Origin of the sequence: Stappia sp. BW2 (genome assembly GCF_008107695.1) — a bacterium.
In the GTDB taxonomy this organism is placed as follows: domain Bacteria; phylum Pseudomonadota; class Alphaproteobacteria; order Rhizobiales; family Stappiaceae; genus Roseibium.
Genome location: NZ_VIRG01000070.1, coordinates 558,665 through 572,118 on the forward strand (window position 1 = coordinate 558,665; position 13,454 = coordinate 572,118).

Consider the following 13,454-nt stretch of genomic DNA (forward strand, 5'->3'; position numbering starts at 1 on the left):
CACGACCAAAACTTGCCTGTCTGACAACGTCAGAAGCTCGCCAAGTCGCCGGGGGGGCCGGCCGTTCGGCTGGATGACTTCACGTCCAGGTCTCAGGACTTACCGGATGGATCTTCTTCTTTTTTGGCAAACGAGACCAGTTCGCCCATGAATTCGGAAATGGTGGGGCCGGTGCTGGCCACAAACGGGGCAGGTCTGCACACGGCAATTGCCGCAATGCCGATACGGGCTGTGAGCAGGCCGTTGACCATGCCTTCGCCCAGACGGGCAGAAAGCCGTGCCGCGAGCCCGTGGCCCAGCACCTGAGAGGCGAGGCTGTCGCCTGCGGCCATGCCACCGGTGACCGCCAGATGCGCCATGACGTGTTTGGCAAGCCGGAGAAAGCCAAGCGTGCCGGGCCGCCCGCCATAAAGCGCGGACAGACGCCGGATCGTGCGGAGGTTTTCGAACAGAACCGCCAGCAGGTCGACCAGTGCCCGCGGGCTGACGGCCGTGACGATGGAGACGCGCTTTGCGCTGTTCATCACGATGCGCCGGGCTTCCAGATCGAGCGGGCCGAGCAGGTCGCGTTCGGCCAGTTTGACTAGGTCGCGGCCATCGATCACTTCCCGCATGTGCCCTGCAAGGGCCTTGCGCCCCTGCGCGGTTTCGGGACGATCCTTGTAGAGCGTGAGGAGTTCCTTCAGGCCCGCGGATGCCGCCTTTGCATCATCCGCTTCGGCGGCGCTTTGCAGCCCGTCCCGAAGGTGGTCAATGCGGCCAAGGCGCATGAGGCCCGCAATCTCGCGGGCAATCAGCCCGAGAAGGCCGAGTGCGGCCAGGGCGGCAAGGGCAAGACCCAGCCAGCCCAGCCAGTCGGTTCGGGCGAAGAGATCCCGTATCAGGCTGTCGACCGCAAGGCCGACGGCAAGCGAGACAAGACCGGACAAGCCGACCATCAACCACTTGCCGAAGCGAAATCCAGATCTGGGCGTGCTGGCGGCGCGGGGCAGGCGAGGCTCTTCCTCGTCGACAAAAGCCTGTGTGACCAGCGCTTCGCCAGCCGTGGGCATCCGTGTTTCGTCATCGGTCACGCGGACCTTGGCGTCGTCGAGACGAAAGGCGGCCGGTTTGCGATGGGACGGGGGCTGTGAACCGGTCATGCCAGGCGGTCTCCGATCAGGAATTCTAGGGCGCGGTCAAGCCGGATATGAGGCAGAGACAATGTCAGGCCCTCGGCGGTCTTGTCGAGTTCCGGTGGCCGGAATCTCAGGAACTGAAGATCTGCCTGTGCGGTTTGAAAACTTGCTCGAAGCGCTTCAGAAACTGAATCAGCTTGTCCAAAAAGTGATTCAGGATTGTCCGGCAAGTCACCGGGAAACATGGCGATTTCGGTTTTGCCATCGTAGGTGTCGCCGTTCAGTCGTTCCCCCGGCAACGGCGTTCCGAGGATGGCGGGAAGTGCTTCACCGCGATGTTTGACCGTCGCCTCGCGCGTTGCGCGCACGGCGGCCATGGCAAGAACCTCGACCTCGGCCCCCTTGAACGTCGCCCGTTCCTCGGCCCGGGCAACCAGTCTCTTCAGGATCAGTTCCAGCCGGTCATGGTCCGATCTGTGCAAGTGGTCTGCCTTGGTCGCCGCGAACAGGATGCGGTCGATCCGGCGTGACAGGATCGAAGACAGCCAGCTTCGTTTGCCAGGGCGGAAGGCCCCCAGAACTTCGGTGAGCGCTGTTTCCAGATCCGCGATTGCATGTGGGCCGGCGTTCAGGGCATGCAGCACATCGACCAGCACGATCTGTCGGTCGAGACGGGCGAAGTGATTTCGAAAAAACGGCCGCACCACATGGGTCTTGTAGGCTTCGTACCGCCGCTCCATCATCGCGCGCAAGGTACCGGCTCTGGCGGGGGAGGCATCTGCGGGAATGTCCAGCGGGGCAAAGGTCAGTGCCGGGGAGCCGTCCAGATCGCCCGGCATCAGGAAACGGCCAGGAGGAAGCATCGACAGGGCGTGGGCATCCGCACGACACGCCGCCAGATAGGTTTTGAAGCTTGCAGACAGTTCCTGTGCTGCCGGCTCGCTTTCCTGTGCGTTGGCATCCGTGGCCGCGAGGATCTTCAGAAACGGTTCTGCAATCTCCGCCCTGTTGTCCGCCCGGGCGCGTTGCATGGCTTCGGCGGAGAAGGTGGCGTAATCCTTGCCGAGCAGGGGCAGGTCCAGCAACCACTCGCCGGGATAATCGATCAGGTCGAGATGCAGCCGACCGGGGCCGAGCTTGCGATAAAAATAGGAGGCGCTTTCGTAGTCTATGGTCAGGCGCAGTTCTGAAACCTGACGGGTCGATTCCGGCCAGATCCGTTCGCTGACAAGGGCGCGCACATGCGCCTCGTAGTCAAAGCGAGGTACGGCATCATCCGGTTGCGGTTGAAGCTTTGCGCCGGTCATCCGGTGGCCGGAGGCAGCGCTGAACAGCGGCAGACGGCCGCCGTGAACAAGATTGTGCACGAGCGCGGTGAGAAAAACGGTCTTGCCCGCCCGTGCAAGGCCCGTCACGCCCAGCCTTACGCTTGGCACGGCCAGATCGGTTGCCGCGTCGGCAAGGTTGGCCAGTGTCAGCCGGGTTTCTTCTGCAAGTGTCGTCAATGGGTTCACAAGGGCCTCCAGCGCGTTCATGTAGGCGCGGGCGGTGCCAAGTGCAATCCGGATGTCATCCGAAGCCCTAGGCGGTATCGTCCTTCAGGTCTCGCGGTTTGACAAACCGCTCCAGATGTCCGGTCCCGGGCTGCAGCTCCGACCAGTCGGCAATATCGAAATCAATCACCGCAAGAGCACCGGTCGGAAATTTTTCCTGGATGTCGGTAAGCGCACCGGAAGATTCCGTGCCAATCAGGTCCAGAGCCGTGTCCTGGGTGGCAGGGTTGTGACCGATGACCATGACGTTCTGCGCACGGCCGCCGTAGCGGCGGATCAAACCGGCATAGTTGTCTTCGCTTTGCTGGTAGAGGTCGGACACCAGGTGGATCTGGGTTTCCTGGGTGAGGGTGGGCAGAAGGCGGGCGAGGGTCTCTCGCGTACGCTGCGCGGTGGAACACAGGATCTGGTTCGGCTTCAGGCCCTGTTCCTGCATGTAGCGAGCCATCCTGACGGATGCGGTTTTGCCGCGGCCGTTTAACGGCCGGTCGATGTCGTCCAGGTTCGGATCGCCCCAGTCTGATTTCGCATGTCTGAACAAGAGGAGCCGCATCGTCTTTCCTGGTTCTCTGGATGTTGGAGACGTACCGGCGCGCAAGGACCGGGTTGCCGGATCAATTCTGGTTGGAAAGCGCCTTGGTGAAGGCGCCGACAGCCGGTCCGATCTCCACTTCTTGGGTCGGCAGTGTGTAAGACAGCCATAATGTATAGTCCGATGTGGCACCGGAAAAGTACCACAGCGTTTCGCACAGGCTCGTCGGTGTCCAGCTACGGGTCCGGAAGGATACGCCGGAACCTGCTACCCCGGTCAGCTTGATCGGTTCAAAGCCGGCCGCTTTGTAATTGCGGGAAAATGTCAGCGCTTCTCTGCGGCCGGTCCCCTGAAGATGCTTGCGCAGGACCGCGGTTATGCCGTCACGGCCGGTGTAGATGCATCCCGCCTGGCTGACAGCATCACCCTCCATCACCTTGATGCGGTAGTAATCGCCAATCATGTCGGGGCAGCGCAGGCCGGTGAAATGACGCAATCCGCCGACGTCGCTTTGCCAGCCCGCGTCCTTTTCGGGCGGCACCTGCGCATGAACAGGCGCACCCGTGGCCGTCGGCAGTACGAGCATCGCCAGCACTAGAAGGGCGGCGGCCTGTTTCGCCAAGTCAGTCTCCTCGTCACCAGATCCCGAAGATCGCCTTCTTGCCGCCAGGCAAAAGAGCGATCAGGGTCGATTGGCTATCCTGGTCGCAGCCCGGACTTCACGACCGCTCCCGGCGCGCCATGAACGCCAGGCGCTCGAACAAATGCACGTCCTGCTCGTTCTTCAGCAGCGCGCCGTGCAGCGGCGGTATCAGTTTGGAGCTATCTTGTTGACGAAGGGTTTCAGGGTCGATGTCTTCGTTCAAAAGCAGCTTGATCCAGTCGATCAACTCGGAGGTGGACGGCTTCTTCTTCAGCCCCGCAACGTCTCGCACATCATAGAAGAGGCGCAGGGCCTCCGACAGGAGGCGTTGCTTGATGCCCGGGAAATGCACCTCGACGATTTCCGTCATGGTTTCGGCATCGGGGAACTTGATGAAATGGAAGAAACACCGGCGCAGGAAGGCGTCGGGCAGGTCTTTTTCGTTGTTGGACGTGATTATGACGATCGGGCGCTGCCTTGCGCGCACGGTTTCGCCAGTTTCGTAGACGTGGAACTCCATGCGGTCGAGTTCCAGCAAAAGATCGTTCGGGAACTCGATGTCGGCCTTGTCGACCTCATCGATCAGCAGAACCGGCCGCTGCGCTGCGTCGAACGCCTCCCAGAGCTTGCCCTTGCGGATGTAGTTGTTGATGTCCTTGACGCGCTCGTCGCCGAGCTGGCTGTCGCGCAGGCGCGAGACCGCATCATACTCATAAAGACCCTGCTGAGCCTTTGTGGTGGATTTGACATGCCATTCGATCAACGGGGCTTTCAGGGCTGCTGCAACCTGTTCGGCAAGCACGGTCTTGCCGGTGCCGGGCTCCCCCTTGATCAGTAGCGGTCGCTCCAGGGCGACTGCGGCATTGACCGCAACCCGCAGATCTTCCGTGGCGATATAGCTTTCAGTTCCTTCGAAGCGCATTTGGCCGTCCGTTTTTCCTCAGTCGGGCGCAAGGTGGCAGGCCGCGCGCGGCTGTGCAAGCCCGTAAAAGGCAGGAGCACCGGCGCGCGGCAATTTTGAACCTCTGTGGCTGGTCGGCGCGGTAGATTTTGCCTGTTGGGTCATGACCTGCCGGGTTGGTTTTTCCCTTTTGGCGAGAGCAAAACTAACCAAGTCTCTGAAATAAAAAGAGAATGTCAGAATTCCTCAAACTGGCACGGCCTTTGCGGAGGAAGGCCGATCATGGGCGGAAGCCCGCGTCGCAGTGCCCGATCTATAAAGAGGACCGAAAATGGGTATTTATGGGGCTATCAACTCGGCTGTCTCAGGACTGGCTGCGCAGGCTAAGGCTCTGGAAAATATTTCCGGTAACGTCGCAAACTCGCAGACGACCGGTTACAAGCGTCTCGACACCACTTTTTCCGATCTGGTTTCCGGTGGCGGGTCCAAGCAGGCTCAGCAGGTGTCCGGAACCACTTTCGCTACATCCCGTGCCACCAATACGGTGCAGGGCGACATTACGTCGGTCGATGTAGACACCTACCTGGCCATCAATGGTCCGGGCTATTTTGTCGTGACCAAGGCGTCCGATGTTGTCGATGGCTCAACCACCTTCGCAGACGAAACCTACTATACCCGCGCTGGCGACTTCGAGCGTGACAAGGAAGGTTATCTGATCAACAGCTCGGGCTACTACCTGGAAGGTTTTCCGCTGGACCCGAACACGGGCAATGCGATCGGCGACAACCCGACCGTGGTCCAGATCGAGAACCAGCCTCTTGCGGCGTCCGCCACCACGACAGTCGATTACCAGGCCAACCTGCCGCGTGTTCCCGCGACTACTGACTATGATGGCACTGATGAATCCACGGCTCTTCTGAACGCCTCCGTCGGGGCCGGTAACGTTGCTGTCGCGGACGAAGGCGACTTCATAAACAGCTCCATTTCGGGCGGGTCCACCACGATCTATAACCAGAACGGCACAGCGATGGCCGTCGAGATCCGGTATGCCAAGACCGCGAACTATGACGCCGGTCCCCCCGTCGTGGACGATGCCTGGTCGATGTATATCGGCACTGGCGGCGATGCGACCGATGCCTGGTACGATGTGGGAACCATCCAGTTTGACGACACGGGTGAAATGACCACCCTGACTGCTGGTGCCATGACAGGTTCAGCGGTGAACGGTTCGGGTGACGGTTTCACCATTTCCTCGCTCACCATCGGTGGTACCACCGCTACGGACGTCGAGTTTTCATTCGCTGACGGGTCCTTGACCCAGTATTCCGACAAGGATGGCAGGGCCAGCTCCGTATCGCTGGACCCGGATGGCTATCCGGCAGGTGAACTGATCGGGGTGGCTGTGGATGCTTCCGGTCGCGTGATCGCCAGCTATTCCAACAACCAGCAGCGTCCCGTTTACCAGATCCCGCTCGCGACGTTCGAGGCCGAGCAGGACCTGCAGCGTGTTGACGGTGCCGCGTTTGCGGCAACCGCCGGATCGGGAGACGCTGATCTTTCCGGTGGCGGGCAGATCCTGGCCAAGAAGGTGGAACTCTCCAACGCCGATATCGCGGACGAGTTTTCCAAACTGATCATCACCCAGCAAGCCTATTCAGCGAACTCGAGGATCGTCACTTCTGCGGACGAAATGCTCGATGATGCCTTGAATATGGTTCGGTAATCCCGCCTTGGCCGGCGGGGTCTAGACCCGCCGGCCAGCCTGGCCTTTTCGCGTAGTACGAAGGAGAAGCCGCCATGGGTCTTACAAGCGCCCTCAATACCGCGGTTTTCGGAATCACCTATAATCAGCGTCAGCTGGACGTAACTGCGTCCAACGTCGCGAACGCGGATACGGCTGGCTATTCCAAGAAAATAGTTTCGGCGAATGTCTATTTCGACGGAAACGGCAATGTTGCGGGACTGAACGCAACTGAAGTGCGCCGCGTCGTCAACGAGCAGATCCAGTCCGACTATTTCAACTCTCTCGCCGACACCAGCTATTCCCGCCAGATTGCGGACTTTACCGACAGGCTGGACGATATTTTCGGCACCATCGACGACAAGAGTTCCTTGTCGTCCCTTGCAGGCAACCTGGCCTCTTCCCTTGCCAGCCTGGTGAACGATCCGGGCAATTATGCCGTGCAAAAGGATGTGGTCTCGGCAGCGGAAGCTTTCGCTCGGGAACTGAACTCGTCCCATGAGCAGATCGCTGGTCTGCGCCAGGAAGCGGACAATGCGCTGGTCGCACAGACAGACAGCGTGAATGGACTGCTCTCCAGCATCAAGGACATTGACGAAGCCATCCAGGCCGCCGCCCAGTCCGGGGTTTCGACCGCTGACATGGAAGACGAGCGCGACCGGCTGATTGAGCAGTTGTCAGGCTATCTCGATATCAACGTTACCAAGAACGGCGACAGTTCGATTTCCATTCGCACCGCCAACGGTGACCAGCTTTATGACGACAATCAGGCCTCGACGCTGACATTCGATGCCACGCATCTGCTGCAGCCTGGCCAGGCAGGCAACTCGGTGATGGTGAGAACGCCGGGCGGGACCGAATATGATCTCTTCCAGTCGTCGAAATCCGGTTCGATGCTGGCGTCCGCTGAACTTCGAGATGATATTCTGGTCGAGGCCCAGACACAGCTCGACACAATCGCCGCCGAGTTGTCGCTCGCCTTTTCCAATGTGGATGTTGAAAGCACGGCTGCGACGGTCGGGCTGGACAGCGGTTTCGACCTCGATGTGTCCGCGCTTCAACCGGGCAACACGATCACGCTGGATTATACCGATACCAGCGGCAATCCGCAGAGTGTCACCCTGGTGGCCGTGGACGATCCCACCTTGCTGCCGCTGGACAATTCCGCAACCGCCAAGCCGGGAGATACGGTCTTCGGGATCGATATTTCCAGCGGCGTTCCAGCAACTTACATCACCAACATCACTGCGGCACTGTCCGGGACCGGTCTTCTGGTCAGCAACGACGGCTCGGACAACCTGCGCGTTCTGGGCGACAACACTGCGCCGACCAGCGTGGAGAGCCTGAGCGCGAATGTCACCGTGACGGCCAATTCCGATCAGGGGCTCGGGCTTGCGATCTTCGTCGACCAGCGGGTCGGAACGGATATCTTCACCGATGCGCTTGAAAATGGTGGTCAGCGGCTTGGCTATGCCTCCGGGATCAGCGTCAATCCGGATCTTCTGGCCGATAGCGCGCTTCTGGTGAATTACCAGACCACACCAACCGCGAACACATCCAACGACCCGGCACGGGCCAAGTTCCTGTCGGATGCGCTCAGTGTCGGGACCAAACATTATGATCCGGGTTCGGGGATCGGCAGTGCGTCTACCCCCTTCGAAGGGACACTCGTAAACTACGTCAATCAGACAGTCGCGTTTCAGGGCAACCAGGCGGAAGACGCAGCGACCTATGCGGATTCAAAGGAAGCGCTGACCATGAACCTCGCCATCCGGTACGAAGAGAGCTACTCGGTCGATCTCGACGCCGAACTGGCCTTCATGGTTCAGCTTGAGAACGCCTATGCGGCCAATGCCCGCGTCATGCAGACCATCAAGGATCTCTTCGAAGAGCTCCTGAACATCGTTTAAGGTTGGGTGCGTTATGGCAGTTTCGAATATCACCACCTCCCGGACTTATCTGACCCGCCAGCTTGGCGAGCTCAACGATCTGCTGGCAAGCAAGACAACTCAGCTTGCCAGAGGCAAGGTCGGCACGACCTACGGCGAGGTGGGTGATCGCCGGCTTCTGGATATCGAGCTGACCCAGAAGGTCAACATGATCAAGAGCTATCAGGAAACGATCACCATAGCCAATCTGCACCTGCAAACCTCGACCATGTCTCTGGAACGTCTTGAGGACATCCGCCAGGATGCGAAATCAGCGCTCGACACCAACGATTTCGTGCTGCAGGACGACGGACAGACACAGACCCAGTCTCGCGCCAAATTGCTGCTGAACGAAGCTCTCAACATCCTGAACACGGAAGTCGCCGGATTTTACGTCTTCGGCGGCACGGATGCCGTTCAGGATCCGGTTGCCAGGATTGACGCCATTCTGGACGGTGCGAACGGTCTCGACGGGCTGAAGACCGTCATGAGCGAATATTCCCAGGCAAACCTGGGGGCGGGCAACAACGGCCGCACGACCACCTCAGCGCTGACGACCAACTATGCAGGCTTGGTGCCGACCGATTCCACCTTCACGATTGCCGAGGATGGGGCGCATGATTTCGGCTTCGATATTGCCTCAGCCGTCACGACGCTGACCAATGTGTCAATCACCGGGCCTTCGGCCACGGACCCGGACAGTTTCGATGTGCAGTTTACCGGACAACCGGAACTCGGCGAGACCATCACGGTGGAGCTCTCCCTGCCTCCCGACCACAGCGAAACGATTTCCATAGAGCTGACGGCGGCAAACAGCACTGCTGAAGAGGGTACATTTGCGATCGGGACCGATCTAGAGGAAACCGCACAGAACCTGCGCGATGCCCTGGCGGCGGAGATCGAGCATCAGGCCCAGACAACTCTTCGATCGGTGTCTGACGAATGGGCGGCGGAAGAGTTCTTCAAGACCTTCGGCGGTGAGGAGCCGCAGCGGGTCGACGGACCGCCCTTCGATAGCGCAACCGCACTGACCGGCGGCGGATCGACCACTGTCGCCTGGTATACCGGCCGGAACACGGCAACGGACGATCCGCGTACGGACAAGAACGCGGTGATCGACAGCAATCTGACGGTAGAATACGGCGTACGGGCCAACGAAACGCCCTTGCGAGAGCTGGTACAGTCCCTCTCGGCTTTCATTGCCGCGGACTTTTCCGGCGGCACGACGCTCGATGAAGAGTATTACAACGCCTTGTCGACCAACCTGCGGACCACCCTTCAGCCGCCGGGTGTCGATCAGTCGGGCATCACCGACATTGCAACGGACATCGCCATCACGCACCGGACAGTGTCTCTGACCGACGACCGGCATGTGCAGATGAAAAGCAGCTACGAAGGCACGATTGCGGATATCGAGGGCATTGACCAGGATCAGGTCGCGGCCGAGATCCTGCAATTGAAGACCAATATCGAGGTTTCCTACAGGGCTTCGTCGATCGTCTTCAATCTGACCCTGTCCGATTACCTGTAAGAACACCCGGAACTTCAAGCGTTTTCAGGGATGGTCTTCTCCCTTCGCTCTCTGGACTGCCGGTCCGGGCGGGGAAAGGCCTTGAAATATTTCCCCTTTGGGGAAACACTCTCCATGTAGCCTTTTTCCCCGACGGATATCTTCTGGTGTCCCGAACCAACCGGTTGGCGGTTGGGGTTTTTGGCAACGGCACGTTCTTTTCATTATCCCTTTTCAAAAAACGGATCGCGGAATACCGCGCAAAGATCGACACCACGGGAGGGAGAGCCGATGTGTCATGTATTCGCCGGACAGGATCCGGAACGCTACGCCAGCCAGACGCGGCGGTTGCGGCTCAACGGACAGAGCACAAGTATTCGTATGGAAAATTCCTTCTGGGCGATTCTGGATCAGATCGCCGCATCGGAAGGGGTGACAACGCCCCATTTCATCTCGACCTTGCATTCGGAAGTGATTGAACTGCGGGGCGAGCCGAAGAACTTCACATCGCTGCTGCGCTGCGCCTGTCTGAAGTTCCTTGAGATTTCGGCGAACCAGCACGCGGCTTCGATTGCCGCCGAATGATATTTTGCGCTGCAACGCAAGTTTTGCCGCTCGCAGTATAAGCATACTACCCGGGCGATAGTTGCCACGCGATACGCTTCCCGCATGCCAAATCAAGCAGAGCGGAGTAACGCGTGGCAAAAGCAATTCATTCGATGATCCGTGTTCTGGACGAACACAGGTCTGTTTCCTTTTATGAAAAAGCATTCGGACTGACCGTAGCGGATCGTCTGGACTTTCCCGATTTTACCCTGATCTACCTCAGTAACAGTGAAACCGGCTTCGAGCTGGAACTGACGGTCAACAAGGGGCGGACGGAACCCTACGACCTTGGCGATGGCTATGGCCATCTGGCGTTCAGCGTCGATGATCTCGACAGCGAGCACGCGCGCTTCGAGGCTGCAGGTCTTAATCCACGAAAACTGGTCGACTTCGCTCCGGGAGGGGACGTCATTGCACGTTTCTTCTTCGTTGCGGATCCCGATGGCTATCAGATCGAGGTGCTTCAGCGCGGCGGTCGATACGAGTGACTTGAATGGGAGGAGAGCATGAAAACCGAAAACAGTCCGAAAGGTTTGACAAGACGGCAGCTTCTGGCCCGGGCGACGGCGGCGGGAGCTGCCTTCGTGACCGGTTCGGGATTTCTGGCGGCCAGGGACGGAGCCTGGGCGACGGAGCTGAGCGCACTCAAGCCGGACAGCTTCGCCACGCTGGTGCAGATGGCGCGGGATATCTATCCGCATGACCACGTCGGCGACGAATACTACGTCATCGCAGTCAAGGGATACGACACGCCCGACCATGCCGAGGACATCGAAGCTGGTATCGAGGCCCTGAACGGAGCAGCCCAGGGGAGAGGGTATGACTCCTATCTTGCAATCGGCTGGGAGCGCGATAGAGCCGATTTGCTGCGGTCCATGGAGGACAGCCCGTTCTTTCAACGGATCAGGGGCGGTCTTGTGACCGGTCTCTACAATCAGAAAGCGGTCTGGCCCTTGTTTGGCTACGAGGGGGCCTCCTACGAGTTGGGCGGCTACATCGACCGGGGCTTCAACGACATAAACTGGCTTTGAGCCTGAGGGAGGAAACCAATGGCTGCACCTTTTGACCTGAATGACGACACGGTTGTCGTTGTAATCGGCACAGGCGCCGGCGGCGGTGTGCTTGCCAACGAACTTGCGCAGAAAGGCGTGAGTGTCGTGGCTCTGGAGGCGGGCGGACGCTACCTTCCGGAAGACTATGTCAACGACGAGTGGGAAAGCTTCGGGCAGCTTGCCTGGGTCGATCCCAGAACCACATCTGGCGATTGGCGGGTGGCCAAGGACTTTTCCGGTCTGCCGGCCTGGATCGTCAAGGCGGTTGGCGGCACGACCATTCACTGGGCGGGGGCTTCGATCCGGTTCCAGCCGCACGAATGGAAGGCAAAAACGACCTACGGCAACGTTCAGGGTGCCAATCTGCTGGACTGGCCCATCGATGGGGAGGAAATGGACCCCTGGTACACGCTTGCCGAAACAAAGCTGGGTGTCACGCGGACAGGTGGCCGGGCCGGTTTGCCGGGCAACAACAACTACCTTGTTTTCGAAAAAGGCGCCAAGGCGCTCGGTTACAAGGAAGTCCACACGGGCCGGATGGCCATCAACTCGGACGATTATGACGAGCGTATCTCCTGTCAGCAGACAGGCTTCTGTTTCCAGGGGTGCAAATGGGGAGCGAAGTGGTCGGCCGCCTACACGGATATTCCACGCGGCGAGGCAACCGGAAACCTGGAGGTTCGCGACCACGCTCAGGTCGCGCGGATCCTTCATGACGACACGGGCAAGGTGACCGGTGTCGAGTATTTCGACAAGGACGGTAACCTGCAGCTTCAGAAGGCCCGCGTCGTGTGTGTTGCCGGCAACTCGTTCGAGAGCCCACGGCTCTTGCTGAATTCCGCATCTTCGATGTTCCCGGACGGCCTTGCCAACAGCTCCGGCCAGGTGGGACGAAACTACATGCGTCACACCACCGGATCGGTTTACGCCATTTTCGACAAACCGGTGAAGATGTGGCGTGGAACCACCATGGCCGGCATCATCCAGGATGAAGCCCGTCACGACCCCTCCCGCGGCTTCGTCGGGGGATATGAACTTGAAACCCTGTCGCTCGGACTGCCGTTCATGGCGGCGTTTCTTGATCCGGGCGCGTGGGGCCGGGAATTCACCAGTGCACTCGACGGCTATGAAAACATGGCCGGGCTTTGGATCGTCGGTGAAGACATGCCTCAGGAAACGAACCGGGTCACGCTCAATCACGACGTGAAGGATGCCCTGGGCCTGCCGGTGGCGAATGTTCACTTCGACGATCATCCGAACGACGTTGCCATGCGCAATCACGCCTACAGGCAGGGGGAAGCCATTTATGACGCGGTCGGAGCGACCCGGACCTTCCCGACACCGCCATACCCGTCGACCCATAACCTGGGCACCAACCGGATGTCGGAAAACCCCCGTGACGGTGTGGTCAATCGCTGGGGGCAAAGCCACGATATAGCCAATCTGTTCGTGTCGGACGGGTCCCAGTTCACCACGGGAGCTTCTGAAAACCCGACCCTGACAATCGTGGCGCTGGCCATCCGTCAGGCCGATCACATCGCCCGGGAGATGAGTGCCGGCAATCTGTAGTCCTGAGATGGCGGGCTTCCGGGAGCTTGCGTTTTCAGGGGCCGGTCACCCCGGAGGTTCGGAAACGGTTGCCTGCGTTCGATGGAACGCAGGTATTTCCGGAAGTGATGCATGTGTCTCGGCTGCAATTTCTGCCCGCAGCTTGAGGATCCGCTGATCCCCGGCGGAGACTTCCTCCGTTTCTACCGGGGGAGGGCAGTTGGAACGTTGCAGTCAAGAGAAAGGCCGCCGAGGTTACCTTGGCGGCCTTTCTTGATAACGGGTCGTGTTTTCCAAGACTGTTCTTGAATCGGCAGTGCCG

At 59.6% G+C, this 13,454-nt stretch carries 12 protein-coding genes; 7 read left to right on the forward strand and 5 right to left on the reverse strand.

Annotated elements, in window-relative coordinates:
* Positions 1-92 precede the first annotated feature (92 nt).
* The 5 genes from FMN63_RS21500 to FMN63_RS21520 all read right to left on the reverse strand — a co-directional run bounded on the left by FMN63_RS21500 (position 93) and on the right by FMN63_RS21520 (position 4,768).
* Entirely contained in the window at positions 93-1,142 is a 1,050-nt protein-coding gene (locus FMN63_RS21500) for a YcjF family protein (RefSeq protein WP_148586195.1), read from the reverse strand.
* Positions 1,139-2,653, reverse strand: coding sequence for a YcjX family GTP-binding protein (locus FMN63_RS21505; RefSeq protein WP_148586196.1), 1,515 nt, complete (start codon positions 2,651-2,653; stop codon positions 1,139-1,141). The genes FMN63_RS21500 and FMN63_RS21505 overlap by 4 nt, the downstream gene beginning before the upstream one ends.
* Before the next feature lie 46 nt (positions 2,654-2,699).
* Positions 2,700-3,224 carry a SixA phosphatase family protein gene (locus FMN63_RS21510; protein ID WP_148586197.1) on the reverse strand — a complete coding sequence of 175 codons (525 nt, stop codon included), beginning with the start codon at positions 3,222-3,224 and terminating at the stop codon, positions 2,700-2,702.
* A gap of 61 nt (positions 3,225-3,285) precedes the next feature.
* Positions 3,286-3,825 carry a hypothetical protein gene (locus FMN63_RS21515; protein WP_209001265.1) on the reverse strand — a complete coding sequence of 180 codons (540 nt, stop codon included), beginning with the start codon at positions 3,823-3,825 and terminating at the stop codon, positions 3,286-3,288.
* Between the two features lie 97 nt (positions 3,826-3,922).
* Positions 3,923-4,768: an AAA family ATPase gene (locus FMN63_RS21520; protein WP_148586198.1), complete on the reverse strand. Its 846-nt coding sequence runs from the start codon at positions 4,766-4,768 to the stop codon at positions 3,923-3,925.
* A gap of 310 nt (positions 4,769-5,078) precedes the next feature.
* Between FMN63_RS21520 and FMN63_RS21525 the strand changes: the two genes are divergently transcribed.
* The 7 genes from FMN63_RS21525 (at position 5,079) to FMN63_RS21555 (ending at position 13,153) form a co-directional block, all read left to right on the forward strand.
* On the forward strand, positions 5,079-6,470 hold the full coding sequence (locus FMN63_RS21525) for a flagellar hook protein FlgE (protein ID WP_148586199.1): 1,392 nt from the start codon (positions 5,079-5,081) through the stop codon (positions 6,468-6,470).
* Positions 6,471-6,544: 74 nt separating this feature from the next.
* Positions 6,545-8,398: a flagellar hook-associated protein FlgK gene (gene flgK / locus FMN63_RS21530; protein ID WP_148586200.1), complete on the forward strand. Its 1,854-nt coding sequence runs from the start codon at positions 6,545-6,547 to the stop codon at positions 8,396-8,398.
* A 13-nt stretch (positions 8,399-8,411) separates the two neighbouring features.
* Positions 8,412-9,947 carry a flagellin family protein gene (locus FMN63_RS21535; protein ID WP_148586201.1) on the forward strand — a complete coding sequence of 512 codons (1,536 nt, stop codon included), beginning with the start codon at positions 8,412-8,414 and terminating at the stop codon, positions 9,945-9,947.
* A gap of 270 nt (positions 9,948-10,217) precedes the next feature.
* Complete coding sequence (locus FMN63_RS21540) at positions 10,218-10,511, forward strand: ribbon-helix-helix domain-containing protein (protein ID WP_148586202.1); 294 nt, start codon at positions 10,218-10,220, stop codon at positions 10,509-10,511.
* 113 nt (positions 10,512-10,624) lie between these two features.
* Positions 10,625-11,020 (forward strand): VOC family protein, encoded by a 396-nt coding sequence (locus FMN63_RS21545; protein WP_148586203.1) that lies wholly within the window; start codon positions 10,625-10,627, stop codon positions 11,018-11,020.
* Positions 11,021-11,038: 18 nt separating this feature from the next.
* Positions 11,039-11,563, forward strand: coding sequence for a Twin-arginine translocation pathway signal (locus tag FMN63_RS21550; RefSeq protein ID WP_148586204.1), 525 nt, complete (start codon positions 11,039-11,041; stop codon positions 11,561-11,563).
* 18 nt (positions 11,564-11,581) lie between these two features.
* Entirely contained in the window at positions 11,582-13,153 is a 1,572-nt protein-coding gene (locus tag FMN63_RS21555; protein ID WP_148586205.1) for a GMC family oxidoreductase, read from the forward strand.
* Positions 13,154-13,454: the final 301 nt, after the last annotated feature.

What these genes read in the sequence shown, in the direction of transcription:
- FMN63_RS21555 (WP_148586205.1), top strand. Translation starts at nt 11,582, where the DNA reads ATGGCTGCACCTTTTGACCTGAATGACGACACGGTTGTCGTTGTAATC.
- flgK (WP_148586200.1), top strand. Translation starts at nt 6,545, where the DNA reads ATGGGTCTTACAAGCGCCCTCAATACCGCGGTTTTCGGAATCACCTAT.
- FMN63_RS21550 (WP_148586204.1), top strand. Translation starts at nt 11,039, where the DNA reads ATGAAAACCGAAAACAGTCCGAAAGGTTTGACAAGACGGCAGCTTCTG.
- FMN63_RS21505 (WP_148586196.1), bottom strand. Translation starts at nt 2,653, where the DNA reads ATGAACGCGCTGGAGGCCCTTGTGAACCCATTGACGACACTTGCAGAA.
- FMN63_RS21520 (WP_148586198.1), bottom strand. Translation starts at nt 4,768, where the DNA reads ATGCGCTTCGAAGGAACTGAAAGCTATATCGCCACGGAAGATCTGCGG.
- FMN63_RS21500 (WP_148586195.1), bottom strand. Translation starts at nt 1,142, where the DNA reads ATGACCGGTTCACAGCCCCCGTCCCATCGCAAACCGGCCGCCTTTCGT.
- FMN63_RS21525 (WP_148586199.1), top strand. Translation starts at nt 5,079, where the DNA reads ATGGGTATTTATGGGGCTATCAACTCGGCTGTCTCAGGACTGGCTGCG.
- FMN63_RS21510 (WP_148586197.1), bottom strand. Translation starts at nt 3,224, where the DNA reads ATGCGGCTCCTCTTGTTCAGACATGCGAAATCAGACTGGGGCGATCCG.
- FMN63_RS21535 (WP_148586201.1), top strand. Translation starts at nt 8,412, where the DNA reads ATGGCAGTTTCGAATATCACCACCTCCCGGACTTATCTGACCCGCCAG.
- FMN63_RS21540 (WP_148586202.1), top strand. Translation starts at nt 10,218, where the DNA reads ATGTGTCATGTATTCGCCGGACAGGATCCGGAACGCTACGCCAGCCAG.